The following is a 20974-nucleotide window of genomic DNA, read 5'->3' as shown; positions in this document are numbered from 1 at the left end:
ATGTTAAAATAGTTGTATTAACTAATTTTTTTGTAGGCGTAACACAAAAGCTATCAAATAAAGATTTTAACCATCTCCTTAAAAGCTTAAGAAGATGTTGGGTATAAAATTCTCGTAGTTTGAGATTGATTTTGTAAATATATCATCAATATTGTATTGTGAGAACGTTATTGATAATCGATCTTAAGCGTTGCGGCGGCACTAAAGTGACCGGGCTTTAAATTTGCACCTGCGCGTTTGAGTAACACAGATTGCAATGCTGGTTTCGAGGGGTAGACGAAAGTAAACCATTTGTTGATTGCAAGACTTTGGCCATTTGCTTTAATCCCGATAGCTAGATCTGGGTTATTAGTTAATAAAGAGTTACCATCGAATTCAGCTACTGTTCCTTCAAGCATTAATCTCATTGTATTAGAAGTGAAATTTTTGCACTCTAGAGAATAATCAACATCTCGCACATAGTTACTTCCATTAATAAGTAAGCTGTTTATATGGTCACCAAAATCGACTGTGATATTTTTATTGCCGTTTATGACGCATGAGGGCGCTGCAAGGACAGTACCGGAAATATTTATTGTGGTATTTGCAATCGCGCTTGCGCTAATCACTACCATGTAGATGGTAAATGTTCTTAATACCATCGAAGAAACAAAAAGTAGATGTTTTATTACTCTCTTTAACATATGAACACCTGTAAATATCTACTTATCATATTAAAATTATTTGGTACGTAGCGATAAAACTATGGAAGAAAAGCTCTCACTCAATTTTTTGTAATTTCAGAAAAAAGCCTGTAATAGAATAGGATATTACCTGTTTATCTTGAGCAATTTAATCGCGGCGTAAAGTTATCGTTCTTGACAAGATCAAAACTTTTTAGCTGGCATTAACTGGCAAGGATTAGCTGTGCAGTTAAAAATCAGCTGAGGTCTACCACCATAATCATTGATATAAGTGATAACAGGATGTTCCCCCACTGATGGCACGCTAACGCCTAATTGCATTTCCTCGTTGGGAGAGATCATGATAGGGTTAAATCCATTCACGCCTGCTGCCGCATTTTGGTTTCTTACATCAACGATAGTAATGTAATAGGGTGTGGGATTCTTAATCATAAAATTTTTCCCCAATTTTTTTACAATCAACTTCTCTTGCCATGGGTTTTCCATCTTAGATCTGCTCTGCATGACCGCTTCCGGGCGGTAGAAAAGTTTGATACGCGTTTGCAGAGCTATCTGCAGCGTATTGGGTTTATCGCTCCGAGGAGGAATTTCTCTTAGGTTAAAATAATAAAGACTTTCTCTGTCTTGTGGTAATTGAGCGGCAGTAGGTAAAGCCTGAATTTTAACTTGGCTTGGTTTTCCCGGCTCAATCCGTTGAACTGGGGGTAACACTATTAAGGGGCCATTAATTTTTTTCCCATTTTCATCTTCAATCCATCCTTGAGCCAGATAGGGTAAATTCTTATTCTCATTAGTAATATTCAGGCTTACTGACTTCTGTGAACCGTCAAATACAATCCGAGTGCGGTCTAATGCGATTGCTGCCTTGGCAGGAATAATAATGAAAAAATTAAGTAAAAATAAAGTCGGTATAAATGCTTTTTTAATTCTTAGTTTCATGGTTTTATCCTATAAAAATATCAGTGAATAATACTTACATGCTATTGCTGTTGCTCTCACATGGTAAAAACATGTTGTTATAGCTATTTTTCGGCAGTTCATGGGGTAAGGAGAACACGCACTGCTCTTTATTGTTCCATTTTACAATCATCTCTTCACCCGGCCTGATACCACTTAGATAGACGGTTCCACCATCACTCACTATTCCGGTTTCCTGTTTTTGATCATTGACTATCGTGGCTCCAAAAGGTGGTGAACTGCCATCTACTAATTTTATAGTAGCCATAGCCTTGCCACCTGAAATAACATTAAAACGACGGTATCCAATTGCCCCATCAGTCAGGGTAGCCTGCACCACTGATTTTGTAGCTTCAGCATTATCAGACAATTGGTCAATATCGATACTAGCCTGACTGCGGTAGTAGCTGTTAACATCCGTCACTACGGCTTTACCGAAATAGTTGCTTTTAGTTGTTGAACCATAGCCCCGGACTGGTACTCCCGCTACGCCATCAGTGTCAAGTAGAAGCCGAGTTCCTCCCGGTTCAGCTGACCGGTGAAGTGCACCCCCTTGCGTAGTTAAAGTGATACCTCCTTGTGCACTAAAGCCAAGTGCACTGTAACTACCTTCTTGATAGCTTGCGTTAGCGCTAACCTCACCAATATCGCCTTGATGAGTTAAATAACCATTTAGATTAACTCCAGAATTAGACTTTCCAGTGCTCAATTGATAGTTATTATGTTCATCAACATTATCATAATATGTCACCTTATTCGACATGTCATGACGAGTGGAATCCATGTTATAACTTATGTTTGAGCTATTACCCCATGGCATTGAAAAAGAAAGATACATTCCATCATCTGTGATTTTATTATAGCGATTTCTATATCCTGAAAAAGACACGCTCAAACTTTTTAGATTGCCAAAATCCAGGTAGCGGGAAACGGATAAGCTATAACGGTCGTTGGCAGATCGATTCCAATAGGTTTGGTGACTTATATTTAAATATGAGCTTAAGCCTATATCTCTGAATTGTTTGTTGAAAATTACCGTGTACATTTCCTTACTACTACCTGTTCTTTCATTATAAATTTTCGCATTGATGTAATCAGACATGCTCATGAAATTATCATCGGAGAAACGGTACCCTGCGAAAGTCACTTTACTGTCTATCTCATCAAAAGTCTTTGAATAACTAAGACGGTATGAGTCACCAGTAAGTGAGCTGTTTTGGTATGGCAGAACGGCATACGATTGCGTTATATCAAACGATAACGCGCCAATCACCATCAAATCACGGCCTACACCGATAGAAATAGAGTTATAGTCGTCTCCAGCCAACAACCCTCCATAAAGCGACCAACCGTTATTCATACCCCAGGAGAATTCTCCCGAACCAAACATTGAGCCAATGGTGTGATGTTGCCAGTCAGAAGGTTTTCCAGCCGCAAATTTGTAACGAATTTGTCCCGGCCTGGTAAGATAGGGCACATCCGCAGTGTTTATCTTGAATTTCTGTACACTTCCATTTTGTTCTTCTACACGAACATCTAATTCCCCTGAAACGGTTTCGTTAATGTCCTGAATTCTGAAAGGACCACTTGGGACCTGAGTTTCATAAATAACTCTTCCTTGCTGGCTAACAGTCACCTTAGCATTAGTTTTAGCTATGCCATTAATCTCTGGAGCATATCCTCTTAAGTTTGGCGGTAACATTTTATCATCCGATCTCAAGCTCAAACCTGTGTAACGGAAGCTGTCAAACACAGCTGAATCGAGGTAATCCTCACCCATTGTAAGCAGAGCTCGTAAATTATGTAACGGTCGGTAAATATAAAAGCGCGACCAATCGAAACGTTGAGAATCGTTTTCATTATTACTATTGTGGTTGATGATTCCCTGCCAATCAGCCCTTAAACGCCAGGCATCTAAATTAACACCTGTAGTCCCATTCGCGCTGATGTTATTCGTGTTTGGTTTTTTTATGTTTTCAAACTGAGTTTGTGCATTAAAATTATAGTCGAATATAACTCCAGGTATGCCGTCGTCCCAGCGCGATGGAGGATCCCAGTCCTTTGTTCTGTATTCCAGGTAAATCTGAGGGATGTTTAGATACAAGGAAGATGAGGCTAGTTCACTGCGCACTTTCACGCCATTCAGACTTTCAATATTGAGACACTGGCCTTGATGCCACCAAGTTAGCTTTTTCAAATATTCTGTCTTTAAACCAAGCATCATGGTAATTTTTTTTGATATACAAGGTGAACTTTCTTTAGCATCATTTTCAGATTGATAAAAATCTACGTCTTCTTCATCTAATTCATCGTCATTTATATAAGTGACCATTGTATAGGCGCCAGGCATGATATACCCGCTACGTGAAAACTGACTTAAATCAATATTTTCTCGATCTTGTACATCAAGAATGTCCGTATTGAACTGAACATTATCGTCTGCATAAACTAGTGAGTTTAAATTAATGCATATACAAAGCGATATTACAGTATATAAATGTAGATGCAGCATTTTCTCATTTTTAGAAAGCACCATATCTTTAATCCCTGTATCGAAAAATAAATTATCAAATTGTACAATGGGGATTGGGCGACAGATAATTCACAGTCTCTAATAAATAACGAATATTTATTGATAGATAATGTTTATATGCCCAATATTATTATTCATCTTAACAAGCTAATTTCATTCATTATTCTTCACAGGTCTTATCTGAAGCTCCGAAGATGGAACATGCGGGTCACCCCGCATGTTTTACAGGTTGTTATATAAATTACTGATACGCTAATGTGAAATCTGCTACAGACTGGAATTCTCCGGGCACGATCACGGCCTTTTCAGCCTTACTGCCTTGAAGGTAAGCTGCAAAACTCAGAGTGTTATTCCCTTGTCCTAAGGATTGTGCGCTTGTCGGATTTCCCAGCTTAATAAGATTCCCTGCACCATCAGTTAGCGCAATGCCCGCGCCTTTAGCTGTTCCTGTTATACCGAGCAGGTCTGCACCATCAATAGAACTGGCGCCAGTAAAACTCACTGTGACAGTGTTATTCTTACCAGGGTCTGTGCTGGTTAAATCGCAGTTTTCAAGTTTGATGTAGAAGTTCTTAGGCGTCGAGTGACCGCCGTCTTTTAATGCTACATTTGATACTTGCCCAAGACTGACGGTTTGATCCTTCGTTTCCGGAGTAATTGAGCATGGAGCCTCAATAATTGAACCCGTAAAAGTTACAGTGCCGTGGCCTTGATCTTTAACGGCTGCGTTGGCCATCAAAGATGTTGCGCTCAACAGAACTAAAGCACCACCAACAAATTTTTTAAGTTTCATATTTACCTTCCATTCCTTAACTGATGTGTTTTCTAAATCCATCAAATTCCTCAATAATCTGAAACAATATATTGCTTCAGAGCTATTACCAGTGCTATTGCCGGTTCGATTACCAGTCCTTGCAAGGCACTACTAAGTTAACTGCTTAACGAAGATGGCAAAATTTAATAACGATAAGTTGCTAATAAAAAGGTTTTTATTCTGAGTAATATTTGGTTTATGGATTTAAGTTTTGTTTAAAGTGTGCATTTAGAAATATCCATTTAATAATTCTGGTTACTTTTTGTTCTAAAACTTATTTGTAACTTCGTTTTTTAAAATTTGACGAATATATCTTTTTAGCTCGATAAAATTTAACAATATTCATTATATTCTTACTGCCAGTATGAAACATTTGGTCATCTCTGTCCGCATCTACATCAGCGGTTCATAAGGTAGAGTATCCTAAATATAACGAAGCAAAGTCATGCTGAGCATAATAGTAACGTCAATAATTCCTAATGTGTTCTCATCTCTAATAGTGCTCTCGATTAGACATACTGTTGTAGCAGTTGATCGCAGTACTGGTAGCCTCTATACATGCATCTTTAACGTTTTGACCAGTTTCTGCAGAGTTCAGTACGCCGATAATTTTACGTTCCCGGTTTCTGCTTTACGCATGGAAGTCTTCCCGGATGACATAATTAGGATTTCGCATGAACTTCAAATGTGTTTGATGTGCCCTCAGGAGATACGCATGACGTTCTCATAAATTAAGGATTTCCGATTCGTATTTCTAAAAATTCTTTCATCGACTAATCAATAACATACTTGAATTTGATGGCTCGTTCGCTCTCTCTGCAATATGGTAGTGGGAATACTTATGGGCTTTGGATTCGTGCTCTCTGATCCGTTGGTGAATCACATGATTATAGAGAAAAGCCACGCTCAGGTTCGTGCACGCAACTTGTGTTATCTATCTATGGCCATCTTTTTGGGGCAGTTCTTGTCATCCTTTATAGATTTTATTCTGTTGATGGTGAACACGCTGGCGTTGCCGTTTAGCGAATTTTCTCGGCCGTCCCGGCAGGCTGAGCCCCTGAACCTTGAGCATTTTATTTCACAGGCAACGCGGAGTATCTTTTGGCTAAAACGGATGCAGAAGACTTGGTGGCCGTCAGTAACTATCTGAAACTGATCGGGTGGAGTCAGGGGGGCAATGAAGAGAGCAGCGCGCGTGCCCTTTTCCGTGCGGGAAACTGGGGGCGCGGAATGATTGGTCACCTCGGGAATGATGTCATCTTTTTACAGCCCGAAGTGATAAGTCGCTTCCCAAATATGGCTTCGCCAGACATGTTTATGGCTGCGTCATCCGAGCGTATTTATCTTTATATTTACAGTAAATTTCACGAAGTGGCTGAAGGGGAGGCCGGTTTACAAAAGAAACTTGTCGAGATGGATAAACAATATTTCGAGCAGAACCCATGATTATCTGGCAGGCAAAATGTGATCGCGTGATGTCACGTAAACATTGTCTAATTAACATCCAGGTGAGTCTGTAATTAAAACTGCTCACAGGGGGTTGGAAAACATCGGAATTCCTACGCCCTGGACTCACCTGTTTCCATATGTTTTGCTGAAAAATGATACCATTAGCTCTTTTCATTAACGGTCCTTCTGCCCCGATCCTGATTGATATAATACTCATCAATCCCAGTAGACCAGATAAGCAAGTGCGGCAGCTGAACAGAAAGCATAGGGGCTTAAAAGCAAAATATCCGAATAAGGCATTTCACATATCCTGATAACAGGCCATGCCAGTATAACCAGCCACATGAAGAGCGCAGAGCACATGATAAAAAAGCACCCCTTCAGGGCAGCGTCAGGAAAAAATCTCTTTGAAATCATCGCTAATGGCATGCCGATTATCATTGATCCCATCGTAGTGCCAATAATACTCACCATAACGATGAAAAAATAATTAAATATGAGACCCACTACGGGTGTAATGTTTTTTCCCCAGGAAAGATAGGTTAAAACCAGTAATGAACCCACTAAACTACTAAATATCGCTGACATCACAGATACCCTAATCCATTTATCGTTAATCATGTTCGGCATAATTTTCTCAATGTCTGAATAGCTATATTGATGCAGCGTACCCGCTTAAATTTTCGGCGCGAGGCTTAATCGCAAAACAGGCTTCCGGCACAGCAACCTTTTGTCGACCTGTGACGGGCATCCGGGCAATAAGGATATTAAGGCCGCCTGTCAGGGTATTTAGCGCCAGGCCAGTGAGCGTCTCGCATCCTTAGGGCTGAATCGCTTTACCCTGCTCATTTAGCAGATCCGTCAGGAGAGCCGTGCCATCGCTTCCCACCCGAAATGCCCCGTAACGTGCCTGCGCGAATCTGTCGGCATGACCTTCCTGAAAGAACCAGGCGTTAGTGCCGACGGTCAGCGAACCGGAATGTTGATGGTACTTCACCCGTAGCTGATTCGGCTGCAGAGGTTCCCCCTGATCAAAGCGGGCCTGAGTCGCGTGACGCTGCGCATCGAGGTCAACAATCAGGGTTCCGCTGGTGGGCAGGCATGGCGCTGATAGGGTCGCACCGCAGGACTCAGCCTGTTGATACAACGTCAGTTCCAGAGGACGGGTGAGGGCATAGTTCAGCGCCATGTAATCACCCTGCATCAGGGATCGCGGGTCAACCGGGGCAAGAGGCAAAATCATGACCGCGCCTTGCTTCAGCAACTGCTCTTTTTGCCAGATGCTGACATTAACGGCTATCAACGCCAGCGCTATCACAGCGCCGGCCAGCCATCGGCACTGTTTATGCATTCTCACTGGCACCTCCGATTTGTACGGGTAATACTTTTTTGACTGCCCATGCCAGCCCCAGAAAAACCAGACCGCTGACCAGCAGCAGCAGGGATTTCTGCAGCAAAATTACCTCCAAAAAGTAATACCAGCCAGTGACATACAGCACCATGAAACCGCCACTGACCACCATTAACCCCAGACTTCCCTGATAACGTGCCATCAGAATTAACCATAATCCCAGCCCTATACCCGGTGCATAGAGGGCGGCAGCCCCACAGATAAGCGCAGCGGGCAGCGTAATGCTCGAAAACAGCGGCTGGCTGTGCCTTTTCTGACTGAGCGCACTCAGCACTAAGCCAGCCGCGATCCCTGGGCCTGTCGCAGACTGAAGCGTGGAAAATTGCGATGCTGACCAGAGGAAATCCGTGAGATAAGCCGCGTTAATCCCAAGGAAACTTAGCAACATCAGCCCACAAGGTATGCCATACAACAGGGGATGTACCGCGTCAGCACACTGCCCAGCCTGTAACCTCAACTGATGACTGACTGTCCACATCCACAAACATATGACCGCCGCCACCAGTACGGACACAGCAAGGCGTGTAGCCATCGGAGACAGGTAAAGCCGTGCCATAGAATCGCCCGCCAGCACCAGGAAAAAGGTCAGGGCGGTGATGGCCATAAACCGATAAGTGCGGTCGGGCATAGCCACCGCCATCGCGGCCAGGATCGGCAAGGCAGTCAGTGAACTCAGCATAATAAAGCTGGCGTCATTGCTCTGGATTTGCAGCAGAACGCCGGTTATCAGTCCGCACGTTGCCGCAATCGCCCATGCCAGGCCGAGGTGATGTTTACCGTCACGCTGACTGCGTAACAGGCTACGCGCAATGGCGGCAAGCAGCAGCGAAGGAATAATAAGGGTGGCAGCATTCGGATCTTCGAGCAGTTCAGTGGCATAAAGCATCAGTATCATCAGTAACAGAATGATGATTGCCGCCACCCAGCCTCCGACGCTTAGCGCCAGCCTCAGATACCAGGGCAGGTCGGATGCGTGACCGCGTTGCTTAATTTCCTCAACCTGCGAGGCGCTCAGCAAACCCTGCTGACGCAAAGTGTCTGTCAGTAACGACAGCCTGGCCGGAACCAGATCGATTGGCCCCTTTTCAACCAGTTTGCGTTGCCACTTCAGCAGAATTGAACCATTTACCGCTACCCAGAATGCCATCAGGGCGCCGGTCAAAAACAGATCGCCCGTATCGTAGGCTAAAAGAAATAACTGCATGATTAGCGCACAGCCGACAACGGTCAGGCTGGCGATGCCCAGCGTCAGCATGCAGAGATCCTGATAGCGGTAACGGTACAGGTAATAACCTGCCAGCAGGGTGATCACCCAACCGCCCGTGATATAAGGAAGGTGGTCACCGCCGCCCCAGTCAGAGAGGTTCCCGGCCACAATGGCGGTCAGCTGAAGCAGTAAAAATCCAGCCATGACTCGCGAGAACCAGCGGCTTGCCAGCCAGCTCTCGGGATGATGGGTTATCGCGCGCCAGGCCAGTGCTTCCCTGACAATCAGGCAGGCTGCCAGCAACGCCAGATATCCGTAAAGCACAGTGGTCGGAAGCCTGGTTAAACTGTCAGACGCGGCCAGATCCAGCAGTGACGACGGCAGGGTGTTGTAATAGAGCTGGAACGCCAGGTTAGCGACCAGCCAGCTGCAAAACCACAGGCTGTTTTGCCGGGCAATCAGCGCCAGCGGCAGAAGAACATATAACCAGGCCCGGAATAGCTCCCAGCTGTCAGCACCAGTCTGATAAATCTGTCCATACAGCGCAAACAGGGCACCGAAGCTTAACCCTGTCGCCAGTAATGCCTTGCGTGCCAGCGTGCTGTACCAGCGCCACCAGACAATCACCGCCAGCGCGACGATAAACAGCTCGGCCAGGGCAAATTTCGCCATTTTCGGCAGCCAGGCCCAGTTCCAGGCAATAAAGAACACCGCTCCGGTAACCAGTGACAGTAATCCCAGACAGGAAAGAACCGGGATAAGAAACTGACGCCACTGAGCATCTGACGGTCTGATTCCACAGAAAGCAAAGATACGCTCGCAGGTCTCAGGGGTCAGGCTTCCTCCTTTCAGCAGGCGTGCTATCTGGCGACAAAGATACTCTACCGTCCGTGACGGCATCCCGGTGATGCCATCGGGTGCAAGCTCCCTCATTCTTTCCCTGCCTCTGTTTGCGAGATGACTTTGATGATGAAGTTAAAGACTGTACTTACCTGCGATCAATCCGAGTCACGCTTTGATGAGCCTCAGACTCTGTGGATAATGTCCCTGAACGAATTTAATCATCATTTCGCGGAAATAACAGCGAAAAACAAAGGCGATTAACGCATTCTGCACGATCATACGCATTCTGATGATCATGATTTTCTCAGTGCCATCGGTGACCTGGAGCACCTGCGTTTCCTGATGCCAGAGTCTGGTCTTACTGCGTTACCAGTCGGAGCGCCGCGTTTAGCCGTTTCCTGAAAAATTTTAAGATTGTGGTGCGGTGTGATTTCCCTGATAGGAAGTTTGCCGATGGCGGGGAAAACCACACGCTCAAGCATATCCAGTCGCCACGTTTGGGTGATATCGGCCCAGTCTTTCATCTGCAAACACTGTCTGGCGACGGGCTTAAACGTGTGAGAAGTGACACTGTCCTTGCGGATTTTTCTAACTGGCGAGCTAAAAAAAATCCACGCAGCTGCGTGGATTTATCGCGTTTCGAATCGTAGGAGGTTCAATCAAACCTCATAAGACGACGGAAGGGTTTAGACGTTGAACAGGAAGTTCATCACATCGCCATCTTTCACGATGTAGTCTTTCCCTTCTGAACGCATCTTACCGGCTTCTTTCGCGCCTTGTTCACCCTTGCAGGCAATGTAGTCATCGAAAGCAATGGTCTGAGCGCGGATAAAGCCTTTCTCGAAGTCGGTGTGGATCTTACCTGCGGCCTGCGGTGCGGTCGCACCAACCGGGATAGTCCATGCACGCACTTCCTTCACGCCAGCGGTGAAGTAGGTCTGCAGGTTGAGCAGGGAGTAACCTGCGCGGATGACGCGGTTCAGGCCCGGCTCTTCAATGCCCAGCTCGGCCATAAACTCTTCGCGGTCGCCATCTTCCAGCTCGGCAATATCAGACTCAACGGCAGCGCACACCGGCACCACAACGGAACCCTCTTTCTCGGCAATCGCACGCACGATATCGAGGTACGGGTTATTTTCAAAACCGTCTTCGTTAACGTTGGCGATATACATGGTTGGCTTCAGCGTCAGGAAGCTCAGGTAGCGGACCGCCGCTTTGTCTTCATCCGTCAGGTCCAGCGCGCGCAGCATGCCGGCTTTTTCCAGATGCGGCAGGCATTTTTCCAGCGCCGCCTGTTCAGCTTTGGCGTCTTTATCGCCGCCCTTGGCTTTCTTCTGCACGCGCTGCAGGGCACGTTCACAGGTATCGAGGTCAGAAAGCGCCAGCTCGGTATTGATGGTTTCAATATCGTCAGCCGGGTCAACTTTATTATTCACGTGGATAATGTTGTCGTTCTCAAAGCAGCGCACCACGTGGCCGATAGCCTCGGTTTCACGAATGTTGGTGAGGAACTGGTTGCCCAGGCCTTCACCTTTCGAGGCGCCTTTTACCAGGCCAGCGATATCAACGAATTCCATGGTGGTCGGCAGAATACGCTGTGGCTTAACGATAGCAGCCAGCTGATCAAGACGTGAATCAGGCATTGGCACCACGCCAGTATTCGGCTCAATGGTACAGAACGGGAAGTTAGCTGCTTCGATGCCCGCTTTGGTTAACGCATTGAACAGGGTGGATTTCCCGACGTTTGGCAGGCCCACAATACCGCATTTGAATCCCATGTTTGAATCACCTTAATTTCTTGATAATCAACGCACTTTTACATGCCCTGATAGTGTCACAGACGGTTGTCTTAAAAGTTTCCGCGCATTATACACGTAATTTTAGCCTGGAGGCGGTTGATTTCTGAGGCAGAGGTTAAGTTATCTCTTGAGATCGTGCTCACATTTTCCCATACTGACGTGTCTTTACAGAACCTGGAGAATCCCGCAGATGCATCGCTTGCTGCTTACGCCACCTTAAGACCCTCCCGCCTGCGCAACGCCCGTTGCCGCCACTCGTCACTCTGACGAGCCAGCTGTGCCCGATTAATGCGGCACGGAAGAACCAACACGTTTAAATTAACTGGAAATTTTATGTTTAACCTGAGCAATTTCAGGGCGAGTGACGTCAAAAATGACGTGCTGGCCGGTGCCGTGGTGTCCGTTGCGCTGATCCCGGAAGCGACGGCTTTTTCTCTGCTGGCCGGGCTGTCGCCGACCATTGGTCTGCACACCGCCTTTATTCTCGGGCTGGTCACCGCCTTCTTCGGCGGCAAGCCGGGGATGATCTCCGGCGCGGCCGGGTCGATTATTGTGGTGCTGATTAGCCTGATTACCCAGCACGGCTACGAGTACGTGCTGCTGGCGACCATCCTCGCGGGGCTGATTCAGCTGGCGATTGGCGTGCTGCGGCTCGGTAAGTTTATCCGCCTGGTGCCGCAACCGGCGATTTACGGCTTCGTTAACGGGCTGGCGATTGTGATTATGCTGGCGCAGTTCCCGATGATTAAAGGGCAGGGGCCGGTGATGTATGCGCTGGTGGCGCTGGCGATGTTAATTGTCTGGCTGTTCCCGAAGCTGACCAAAGCGATCCCGGGTTCACTGGCGGCGCTGATCGCCATCAGTGCGATTGCCATTGGTTTTGGCCTGGATACTAAACGCGTCGGCGACCTGGCGGATATCTCCGGCACGCTGCCGTCCTTCCATCTGCCGACCGCGCCGTTAAGCTGGGAAACGCTGAAGATCGTGCTGCCGTATGCGGTGGTGATTGCGCTGGTCGGGCTGATTGAATCGCTGCTGACGCTGGCGGTACTGGATGAGATGGGCAGTAAAAAGGGCGCAGGTAATCAGGAGTGCGTGGCGCAGGGTATTGGCAACACTCTCTGCGGCTTCTTCGGCAGCTTTGCCGGATGCGCGATGATCGGCCAGTCCATTATCAACTTCACCTCCGGCGGGCGCGGGCGCATCTCCAACCTGGTCGGGGCGCTGCTGCTGATCCTGTTTGTGATTAGCCTGTCGGATTATATCGCGCTGCTGCCGGTGGCGGCGCTGGCGGGCATTATGTTTGTGGTGTGCATCAACACCTTTGAGTGGAGTTCCATCAGGCGCCTGAAGCGCATGCCGAAAGCCGATGCGGTGATTATGATTGCGGTGACGCTGGTCACGATTTTCACCGACCTGGCGATGGCGGTGATCTGCGGCGTGATTATCTCGGCGCTGGTCTTCGCCTGGCAGCACGCCCGCATCACCATTATTGAGCAGAGCGAGAAAGAGGGGGAGAAAACCTACCGTCTGGAAGGGCCGCTGTTCTTTGGCTCCACCGCCAGTTTCCAGGAGCTGTTTAATCCGCAGCAGGATACCGATAGCGTGGTGATCGACTTTGCCCGCACCCGGGTGATGGACTCCAGCGGCGTGGAGGCGATCGACAAGCTGACGGCGCGCTATATGGAAGCCGGTAAAAGCCTGCGCCTGCGCCATCTGAGCGAGGATTGCATCAGCCTGTTGCGTCAGGCAGGGCCATTCTGCAGCCATGAGCTGGATGACCCGGATTATAAAGTTGCTAGCAATGATGCATGAACCATAAAGCTACTGCTGGACCTGCCGATAATCTAGAAATCGTCGTTTTATAACGGCGCTTACAGTATTTACTTCTATAGTTTAACTGTACGACGATTTATTTCACTGGCAGGATGCCCGTTAACTGACCCGGCGGCATGAAAAACGATTTTTTTTGTACTCCTGTACATACCCTTAGCGGTGAGATGATCGCCATCGACCTGAGCTACCGTCCGCATTCTGCTGCGGTCGGTGGCCCGCTGGATGCTGTGCGGCAGCCGCCATTGCCTGAGGATCGGCTACTGCATCAGCTGCTGATCGTTGAAGAGTACGCCGATTACTTTCGCCAGCACGGCCTGCTGTGCAGCGTGGCCATCGACTTTCAGCTGGCGCGCGCCGTGACGCAGTCGTCGTTTATCCAGCAAATCCTCAGCCATCTGCCCTTTGTGCGCCTGAAACTGTCGGAAGATTTCCCCAATCTGCACGACGGCATGGACAATCCGCTGCTGCGTACCCTGATTGAACAGCTGAATATCTTATGGCTGGACGATCTTGGTGCCGGCGATGCCAATTTGCATGCGCTGCAGTCAAACATGTTTGAAGCGGTAAAGCTCGACCGCCAGTTCTATCTGGAAAACGTCAATAAGCCGTTCTTTTCGGTGCTGATCAACCATATCCGTCAGTATACCAATCGGGTGATCGTGGAGGGTGTGGCCGGAGACGGTCAGCTGGAGACGCTGCGCAACAGTAAAATCTGGGGCGTGCAGGGCTATTTTGCACAGCAGCTGACGCTGGATAGCCTGGAATGTGACGACGACGGGAAGCGGTGCGAGAAGGGGTAATCCCCGCTGCGGCTGCGGCCACAGCGGGTGCGCAGGCTTAGCCCGCTTTGTAGCTGTGCAGACGATTCATGGCTTTCAGGCGGTCTTCTTTCAACCACACTTCCGTACAGCGCGCCGCTTCATCGACCGCATCATCAATCAACTTCTGCTCTGCCGACTGCGGCTTGCCCAGTACAAAACCGACCACCTTGTTGCGATCGCCCGGGTGACCAATGCCGATGCGCAGGCGGTGGAAGTTCAGGTTGTTACCCAGCTTGCTGATAATATCTTTCAGGCCGTTATGACCGCCGTGGCCGCCGCCCTGCTTAAACTTTGCCACGCCGGGAGGCAGGTCCAGCTCGTCATGGGCAACCAGGATCTCTTCCGGGGCAATGCGGTAGAACGTCGCCATCGCCGCCACGGCTTTGCCGCTGAGATTCATAAAGGTGGTCGGCACCAGCAAGCGTACATCCTCACCCCCGATGTTTAACCGGGCAGTGTAGCCGTAGAACTTGCTCTCTTCCTTTAATGACTGATTGTGGCGTTCAGCCAGCAAATCAACGTACCAGGCTCCGGCATTGTGGCGCGTGGCGGCGTATTCAGCGCCGGGATTGGCCAGGCCAACAATCAGTTTGATGCTACTCACGTGTGGTGTTTCCTGAAGCGTACGGGGGAAAGCGGCTAGTTTACGCAAGCCGTTGCGAGAACTCAAAGATCTGCGTAAAAAGGTGAGCCATGTCACGATAGTTGACAGGCGTGATAATACATTTTCTATATAAAAACAGGCCGTTAGACGTAAAGTTTTGTCAAAGCATAAGCAATAAATGTGATCGCCAACTCATCAGAGCAGCTGTTGATTGCCTACACTAAGCGCATCTGGCAATGGAATTTGCCTTTTCAATACTGTCCGGAGGTGCGCAATGAAACGTAAACATTCACATGTGATGGGTAATGCCCTGATGGTACTCGGTTTAGTGGTGATGGTCGGCGGCGTGGGTTATTCAGTTCTCAACCAGCTGCCTCAGCTCAATCTGCCTGAGTATATGGTGCATGGGGCGATTTTCAGCATCTTTATCGGTGCGTTGCTGTGGCTGGTGGGGGCCAGAGTGAGCGGGCGGGAAAAGATCGCCGACCGCTATTACTGGGTGCGCCACTGCGGCGACAAACGCTGCCGTCACGGCAGCAGCCAGCACAACAGCCAGTCTTAAATTTCCGCGCTGCTATTACCCTCTTAGCGCAATCAACGCCCGCCAGCCGGGCGTTACTGTTTGCTCCGCTTGATCACTTCCTGTCCGGCGTCACCAGGCAGCGCCAGATGGCTGCCGCGCACAGCAGCGTCATCGCCATCAGTACCAGTAATAACTGCTGAAAAGCCTGTTCCGCCAGCCCCAACAGTCGTGGATCCACCAGATGATAGCTCGCCAGCTGCCCGGCGAGCGCTGCCGGTTGGTTATGCGCCGTGAGCTGCCAGCTGAGCAGCTGGCTGAACAGGCTGGCAACGCTTGCCAGCGCGACACCTTCTCCCGCCACGCGCACGGTGCTAAAGATGCCGGTCGCCATTCCGGCACGCTGCGGCGGCACCACGCTGACCGACAGATTATCCATCAGCCCCCAGGGCAGCCCGGTGCCGCAGCCCACCATCGCCATCGCCAGCAGCGTGATGGGCAGGGAAGCGGTGGGAGAAAACTGGCTCAGCAGGCCAATTCCTGCGGCGGCCAGCAGCAGGCCCGCCGCGCTGACGGCACCAGGATGGAAACGGCGCGTCAGCGCCACCGCCAGAGAGGGGACAATCAGCATCGGCAGCGACAGCGCCAGCATCAGCAGTCCGGTGGTCAGCGCGCTGTAGCCATAGAATCCCATAAAACGCAGCGGCAGCAGCACCAGCAGCACCACAAAGCAGTAGCAGGTGGCTACCGGCAGCAGCTGTACCCCGACAAAACGGCCGTAGCGAAACAGGGTGAGATCGAGCATCGGCCCGGCGCTGCGCCGTTCGATCCACACAAACAGCCCGCCCGCCAGCAGGGAAGCCAGCAGCAGCGCAACCGACAGGCGGTCGCCGCCGCTGTCGGCCAGCTGCAGCATGCCCCAGGTAAACAGCGACAGGGTGGTACTGAAGCTGATAACCCCCGGCCAGTCGAGCGCGCCGGCATCCGGGTTGCGCGACTCCGGCAGCGTAAGCCCGCCGGCAATCAGAGCCACTATGCCAAACAGGGCGCAGCAGAGAAAAACGCTGTGCCAGCCGGCAATCTGCATCAGCATCCCGGCGATCACCGGTCCGGCGGCAAGGCCAACGCCAAAGCTGGTGCCGAGCAGGCTGAAGGCGCGGGCGCGCCGTTGTCCCTCAAAGGCATTGGCCAGCGCGGCGGCGCCTCCGGCCAGTGCCGCGGCGGCGGCGGCACCCTGAAGGGCGCGCACCACGTCCAGCCACACCACCGAAGGCACCCAGGCGGTGAGCATTGACAGCAGGGTAAAGGCGCTGACGCCGCTGATAAACAGCCGCTTGCGGCCAAAACGGTCCGCCAGCGTGCCTGCGGCCATCAGCAGGCTGCCGAAACTGAGCAGGAAGGCATTGGTAATCCAGCTCAGGGCCAGTGCAGACCCTCCGGGATGCTGGGCAATCGCTGGGGTGGCAATCACCCCGGCGGAGAAGCTGAGCGGTAACATCAGGGCGGCGCTGCAGACGGCAAAAACACTCCAGCTGCTGCCTGGTGCCGTGAGGATCAGGGAACTCATTGTGGACTCTCCGCTTTCAACAGGAAAGAAAGCAGGATAAATTGGCGTCACGCCACGATAAACAGGCCATCAGGCCGCAGATAAAGGACAAAAAGTCGCGAATGAGCAGCGTGGAGAGTTTAAGCGGGCTGAGCGCGTTTGTGAAAGCCGCGCAGCTGGGAAGCTTTGTCGCCGCCGCCGAAAGGCTGGGGGTTTCGGCCTCTGCTATCGGCAAAAGCGTGGCGCGGCTGGAAGCCAGCCTCGGCGTCAGCCTGTTTAACCGCAGCACGCGCAGCCTGAGCCTGACTGAAGAGGGCGCGCTGTTCTTTGAACGCAGCCAGCGCATAGTGATGGAGCTGGAAGAGGCGCAACAGGAGCTTTCCCGCCTGATGGCGGCCCCGCGCGGGCGGCTGCGCCTGAGCTTTCCGGCCATCGGCTACCGCCTGCTGCTGCCGCTGCTGCCGGGGTTCACCGCCCGCTATCCCGAAATTGAACTGGACCTCGATTTCAATGACCGCCTGGTGGACGTGATTGGTGAGGGCTATGATGCGGTGCTGCGCAGCGGCGAGTTTGCCGATTCGCGCCTCAAGGCGCGGCGGCTGGGCGGCTTTCAGTTTCGTCTGGTTGGCTCCGCGGGCTATTTTCAGCAGCACGGCACGCCGCAGACGGTAGCAGAGCTGAGCCAGCATGCCTGCCTGCTGTACCGTTTTTCCGGCAGCGGTCAGCTGCAGCCGTGGCAGTTTAACGGCGTCGATCCCCAGGCGCTATCGCTTAATGGCCCGCTGGTGTTTAACAATCTGGAGGCGCAGATATCCGCCACGCGACGCGGTTTAGGGCTGATTTATGTCCCGGATTTTGCGGTGCAGGAGTATCTGGAGAGCGGAGAGCTGCAGAGCGTGCTGGAGGGGGAGATCGGCCATGGCGGGCAGTTTTCTCTTTTGTGGCCGGGCAATCGCCACCTGCTGCCCAAGCTGCGAGTACTGATTGACTACCTGGCGGAACACATTGCGCTGCGCAAATAAAAAGGGACAGATGAGCCTCTGTCCCTTTTTGTTCGGGTTGACCGCAAAAGAAGGTCAACCCCTACAGTAGGGGCCGACCGCTTTTCTGGTCGGCCCATCCGTAGCACACCGGAATTAATGCTCAAACATCGCAGAGATAGACTCTTCGTTGCTGATACGGCGGATTGCTTCGGCCAGCATGCCTGAAAGGGTCAGGGTACGGACGTTTGGCAGCGCTTTAATCTCTTCCGGCAGTGGAATGGTGTCGCACACAACCACTTCATCAATCACCGAGTTACGCAGGTTTTCGACCGCGTTACCGGAGAAGATAGGGTGGGTTGCGTAGGCGAACACGCGCTTCGCACCGCGCTCTTTCAGCGCTTCCGCTGCTTTACACAGGGTGCCACCGGTATCGATCATATCATCGACCAGCACGCAGTCACGGCCAGCCACATCACCGATGATATGCATCACCTGTGAGACGTTGGCGCGTGGGCGACGTTTATCGATGATGGCCATATCGGTGTCGTTCAGCAGTTTGGCGATAGCGCGGGCGCGAACCACACCGCCGATGTCCGGGGAAACCACAATCGGGTTTTCCAGGCCAATCTGCAGCATATCTTCAAGCAGGATCGGGCTACCAAATACGTTATCAACCGGGACGTCAAAGAAGCCCTGAATCTGTTCAGCATGCAGATCCACAGTCAGAACGCGGTCAACGCCAACGCTGGAGAGGAAATCGGCGACAACTTTGGCAGTAATTGGCACACGGGCGGAACGCACGCGGCGGTCCTGACGTGCATAACCAAAGTAAGGGATCACCGCGGTAATACGACCAGCGGAAGCACGACGCAGGGCGTCAACCATCACAACCAGTTCCATCAGGTTGTCGTTGGTTGGGGCACAGGTGGACTGGATGATGAAAATATCACCACCGCGTACATTTTCGTTAATTTGTACGCTCACTTCACCATCACTGAAACGACCGACGGCGGCGTCGCCCAGGCTGGTGTAAAGGCGGTTGGCAATACGTTGTGCTAGTTCCGGGGTGGCGTTACCAGCAAAAAGCTTCATATCAGGCACGAGAAGAACCTCAGGCTTTGCGTCCAGAGAATGAAATACCATAAGCCGCACTGGGCGGTATACGACTTATGCTTTCATACGGGTGTTTTAACCCTACATTCTTGACGCCGTAGCGGCGTTGGCTGCGCGTCATCGCCCCGGTCACTTACCTGGGTAAGCTCACGGGAACTCAAACACTTGCCGCCTTGCTACAACGCCAATTATTTGGGTTAAATAAGAGCAGTAGTGCAGCGTCTGGAACAGAGTGACACTGTCACATCAACTCAATTGCCCTGAAAGTCTGCGGTGTAGCGGCGAGATATTAACACCTCGCGCAACAAACCCCTGCAGATTTTTCGGGGCCAGCTCAAGCACCTGGCGGGCGGCGGACTCGGTGTCGAATTCTGCAAACACACAAGCACCCGTTCCAGTCAGGCGCGACGGCGCGTATTCTAGCAGCCAGGAAACAAGCTGTTCAACCTCGCGAAAACGATTTCTTACGACAGGTTCACAATCATTATGGAATTCGGTGCTTAATAACTGGCTGATTTCCCTTGCTGGCGTGTCGCGGGTCAGCTCCGGATCGTTGAAAACGAGCGGGGTGGCAATGCTCACCCCAGGGTGCATCACCAGATACCACTTCTCCGCCGGGTTAACCGGGGTCAGCTGCTCACCCACACCTTCGGCAAAGGCAGCGAAGCCGTGAACAAACACCGGCACGTCGGCGCCAAGCTGAAGGCCAAGCTCTGCCAGCTGCCCCAGGCTCAGCCCGGTTTGCCACAGGTGGTTAAGCGCCACCAGCACCGTGGCGGCGTTTGAGGAACCGCCGCCCAAACCGCCACCCATCGGTAAGCGCTTCTCAATGGCAATTTTCGCCCCGGCAGCATCGGGCAGGGAACCGAGAGCGGCCGCCCGCTCGCGCAGCAGCGCTGCGGCGCGCACAATCAGGTTCTGCGCATCCGGCACGCCCGCCACCGGCGTCAGCAGCGTAATCTCGCCGCTGTCGTCCACTTCAATGGTCAGCGTGTCGCCGTAATCGAGAAACTGAAACAGCGTTTGTAGATTATGGTAGCCGTCGGCGCGGCGGCCAGTGATGTAGAGAAATAAATTCAGCTTTGCCGGGGCAGGCCAGGTTGTGATCATTTTACCGTCCAGCTGTCCATCTTCAGTTTGATGCGCTGGCTGCCTTCACGCAGTTCGAGATTGGATGGCAGCTGTGGATTGAGCTTGCTGTCATAACCCTGGTAGGTCACGTGCCACTGCTTGCCGTCCTGGCTGTAGTTCAGTTCGCGCAGGCGGTACTGCTCGTCAAGCTGATAATCGGTGGCGTCGCCCGGCAGGCCGACCATCCACTGACGCAGGTTATCCAGCGGAATGCTCATACCGGTCAGCTGGGAGATCATCTTCGCGGCATCGTTACTGACGTAGCGCTTGCCCTTATTATCAACAATTTGTGCGGTCTGGCCCTGCTGGTCCAGCTGCAGCTCGGTGCTGCCGAGCGGATTGGTTAACAGCAGGCGATAGCGGTCTGGTGCGGTCTGCTGCCAGTTAAAGCGCGCATACACTTTTTGCCGATCGGAGAGGTAGGCGAACGCGCCACGAGTCTGATACTGGGTGATCTTTTCCACCGACTGCTGATGCTCACGCCACTGCGGCGTATCGGCGCTCTTGCCCGGCCCCTGTGGCTTGGTGGGCGTAACGCAGGCGGTTAACAGCAGGCTGGCAAGGGGGATAAGCCGCAGCAGGCGGCGGTTTGGCGATAGCATAATCAGGTCAGCTCCTCAGACGGGGTTCGGGCATACTTGCCGCAATCAACCGCTCACGCTAACCAGCTAACCGGGCCGCGTCAATGCTCAAATTGTCTCATTTGACCTGTTGTCGGTATAAC

The 20974-nt window shown here is 51.1% G+C and carries 18 protein-coding genes and 1 pseudogene; 5 read left to right on the top strand and 14 right to left on the bottom strand.

What is annotated here, in order from left to right; translation table 11 throughout:
- Positions 1-167: 167 nt before the first annotated feature.
- The 4 genes from ID864_RS18490 to ID864_RS18475 form a co-directional block, all read right to left on the bottom strand.
- Complete coding sequence (locus ID864_RS18490) at positions 168-683, bottom strand: fimbrial protein (protein WP_191150056.1); 516 nt, start codon at positions 681-683, stop codon at positions 168-170.
- Positions 684-866: 183 nt separating this feature from the next.
- A complete protein-coding gene (locus ID864_RS18485; RefSeq protein ID WP_191150055.1) occupies positions 867-1622 on the bottom strand; it encodes a fimbria/pilus periplasmic chaperone in 756 nt (251 codons plus the stop codon).
- 34 nt (positions 1623-1656) lie between these two features.
- Positions 1657-4176, bottom strand: a complete 2520-nt coding sequence (locus tag ID864_RS18480; protein WP_224750526.1) for an outer membrane usher protein — start codon at positions 4174-4176, stop codon at positions 1657-1659.
- 238 nt (positions 4177-4414) lie between these two features.
- A complete protein-coding gene (locus ID864_RS18475; RefSeq protein ID WP_048918830.1) occupies positions 4415-4966 on the bottom strand; it encodes a fimbrial protein in 552 nt (183 codons plus the stop codon).
- Positions 4967-6088: 1122 nt separating this feature from the next.
- Between ID864_RS18475 and ID864_RS18470 the strand changes: the two genes are divergently transcribed.
- Positions 6089-6433: a hypothetical protein gene (locus ID864_RS18470; RefSeq protein WP_224750525.1), complete on the top strand. Its 345-nt coding sequence runs from the start codon at positions 6089-6091 to the stop codon at positions 6431-6433.
- Positions 6434-6652: 219 nt separating this feature from the next.
- Here ID864_RS18470 and ID864_RS18465 read toward each other — a convergent pair whose 3' ends face one another.
- The 5 genes and pseudogenes from ID864_RS18465 to ychF form a co-directional block, all read right to left on the bottom strand.
- Positions 6653-7057 (bottom strand): hypothetical protein, encoded by a 405-nt coding sequence (locus tag ID864_RS18465; RefSeq protein ID WP_224750524.1) that lies wholly within the window; start codon positions 7055-7057, stop codon positions 6653-6655.
- Between the two features lie 199 nt (positions 7058-7256).
- Positions 7257-7787 (bottom strand): GDYXXLXY domain-containing protein, encoded by a 531-nt coding sequence (locus ID864_RS18460; protein ID WP_048916271.1) that lies wholly within the window; start codon positions 7785-7787, stop codon positions 7257-7259.
- Positions 7780-9987, bottom strand: coding sequence for a DUF4401 domain-containing protein (locus tag ID864_RS18455; protein ID WP_191150053.1), 2208 nt, complete (start codon positions 9985-9987; stop codon positions 7780-7782). Before ID864_RS18455 ends, ID864_RS18460 begins: the two co-directional genes overlap by 8 nt.
- A gap of 281 nt (positions 9988-10268) precedes the next feature.
- Positions 10269-10484 (bottom strand): annotated as a pseudogene (locus ID864_RS23780) (phage integrase central domain-containing protein); the annotation flags it as partial.
- A gap of 99 nt (positions 10485-10583) precedes the next feature.
- Positions 10584-11675 (bottom strand): redox-regulated ATPase YchF, encoded by a 1092-nt coding sequence (gene ychF / locus ID864_RS18450; protein WP_048916269.1) that lies wholly within the window; start codon positions 11673-11675, stop codon positions 10584-10586.
- A gap of 354 nt (positions 11676-12029) precedes the next feature.
- Between ychF and ID864_RS18445 the strand changes: the two genes are divergently transcribed.
- A complete protein-coding gene (locus ID864_RS18445; RefSeq protein ID WP_048916268.1) occupies positions 12030-13511 on the top strand; it encodes a SulP family inorganic anion transporter in 1482 nt (493 codons plus the stop codon).
- Between the two features lie 137 nt (positions 13512-13648).
- On the top strand, positions 13649-14332 hold the full coding sequence (locus ID864_RS18440) for an EAL domain-containing protein (RefSeq protein WP_191150052.1): 684 nt from the start codon (positions 13649-13651) through the stop codon (positions 14330-14332).
- Between the two features lie 37 nt (positions 14333-14369).
- Here the strand turns inward: ID864_RS18440 and pth are convergent, their stop codons facing one another.
- A complete protein-coding gene (gene pth, locus ID864_RS18435) occupies positions 14370-14957 on the bottom strand; it encodes an aminoacyl-tRNA hydrolase (RefSeq protein WP_099754012.1) in 588 nt (195 codons plus the stop codon).
- A gap of 274 nt (positions 14958-15231) precedes the next feature.
- On the opposite strand from pth, the gene ychH reads away from it, so the two are divergent.
- Entirely contained in the window at positions 15232-15519 is a 288-nt protein-coding gene (ychH, locus tag ID864_RS18430) for a stress-induced protein YchH (RefSeq protein WP_048916265.1), read from the top strand.
- A gap of 73 nt (positions 15520-15592) precedes the next feature.
- Here the strand turns inward: ychH and ID864_RS18425 are convergent, their stop codons facing one another.
- On the bottom strand, positions 15593-17044 hold the full coding sequence (locus ID864_RS18425; RefSeq protein ID WP_191150051.1) for an MFS transporter: 1452 nt from the start codon (positions 17042-17044) through the stop codon (positions 15593-15595).
- Between the two features lie 110 nt (positions 17045-17154).
- On the opposite strand from ID864_RS18425, the gene ID864_RS18420 reads away from it, so the two are divergent.
- The gene (locus tag ID864_RS18420; protein ID WP_191150158.1) at positions 17155-18045 is read left to right on the top strand and encodes a LysR family transcriptional regulator; all 891 of its coding nucleotides are present in this window, start codon (positions 17155-17157) and stop codon (positions 18043-18045) included.
- Between the two features lie 114 nt (positions 18046-18159).
- Here the strand turns inward: ID864_RS18420 and prs are convergent, their stop codons facing one another.
- From prs to lolB, 3 genes are all read right to left on the bottom strand, one after another.
- Positions 18160-19107, bottom strand: coding sequence for a ribose-phosphate diphosphokinase (gene prs, locus ID864_RS18415; protein WP_013201847.1), 948 nt, complete (start codon positions 19105-19107; stop codon positions 18160-18162).
- Positions 19108-19365: 258 nt separating this feature from the next.
- A complete protein-coding gene (gene ispE, locus ID864_RS18410) occupies positions 19366-20229 on the bottom strand; it encodes a 4-(cytidine 5'-diphospho)-2-C-methyl-D-erythritol kinase (RefSeq protein WP_048916263.1) in 864 nt (287 codons plus the stop codon).
- Positions 20226-20852, bottom strand: a complete 627-nt coding sequence (lolB, locus tag ID864_RS18405) for a lipoprotein insertase outer membrane protein LolB (RefSeq protein WP_191150050.1) — start codon at positions 20850-20852, stop codon at positions 20226-20228. Before lolB ends, ispE begins: the two co-directional genes overlap by 4 nt.
- Between the last annotated feature and the right edge of the window lie 122 nt (positions 20853-20974).

Origin of the sequence: Erwinia aphidicola, assembly GCF_014773485.1 — a bacterium.
GTDB classification, from domain to species: domain Bacteria; phylum Pseudomonadota; class Gammaproteobacteria; order Enterobacterales; family Enterobacteriaceae; genus Erwinia; species Erwinia aphidicola.
This window is presented reverse-complemented; position numbering and strand designations above follow the sequence as displayed.

Bases quoted from the DNA above. Each gene is read 5' to 3' on its own strand.
- ID864_RS18490 (WP_191150056.1), bottom strand. From the start codon at position 683: ATGTTAAAGAGAGTAATAAAACATCTACTTTTTGTTTCTTCGATGGTA.
- ID864_RS18485 (WP_191150055.1), bottom strand. From the start codon at position 1,622: ATGAAACTAAGAATTAAAAAAGCATTTATACCGACTTTATTTTTACTT.
- ID864_RS18480 (WP_224750526.1), bottom strand. From the start codon at position 4,176: ATGGTGCTTTCTAAAAATGAGAAAATGCTGCATCTACATTTATATACT.
- ID864_RS18475 (WP_048918830.1), bottom strand. From the start codon at position 4,966: ATGAAACTTAAAAAATTTGTTGGTGGTGCTTTAGTTCTGTTGAGCGCA.
- ID864_RS18465 (WP_224750524.1), bottom strand. From the start codon at position 7,057: ATGATTAACGATAAATGGATTAGGGTATCTGTGATGTCAGCGATATTT.
- ID864_RS18460 (WP_048916271.1), bottom strand. From the start codon at position 7,787: ATGCATAAACAGTGCCGATGGCTGGCCGGCGCTGTGATAGCGCTGGCG.
- ID864_RS18455 (WP_191150053.1), bottom strand. From the start codon at position 9,987: ATGAGGGAGCTTGCACCCGATGGCATCACCGGGATGCCGTCACGGACG.
- ychF (WP_048916269.1), bottom strand. From the start codon at position 11,675: ATGGGATTCAAATGCGGTATTGTGGGCCTGCCAAACGTCGGGAAATCC.
- ID864_RS18445 (WP_048916268.1), top strand. From the start codon at position 12,030: ATGTTTAACCTGAGCAATTTCAGGGCGAGTGACGTCAAAAATGACGTG.
- ID864_RS18440 (WP_191150052.1), top strand. From the start codon at position 13,649: ATGAAAAACGATTTTTTTTGTACTCCTGTACATACCCTTAGCGGTGAG.
- ychH (WP_048916265.1), top strand. From the start codon at position 15,232: ATGAAACGTAAACATTCACATGTGATGGGTAATGCCCTGATGGTACTC.
- ID864_RS18425 (WP_191150051.1), bottom strand. From the start codon at position 17,044: ATGAGTTCCCTGATCCTCACGGCACCAGGCAGCAGCTGGAGTGTTTTT.
- ispE (WP_048916263.1), bottom strand. From the start codon at position 20,229: ATGATCACAACCTGGCCTGCCCCGGCAAAGCTGAATTTATTTCTCTAC.
- lolB (WP_191150050.1), bottom strand. From the start codon at position 20,852: ATGCTATCGCCAAACCGCCGCCTGCTGCGGCTTATCCCCCTTGCCAGC.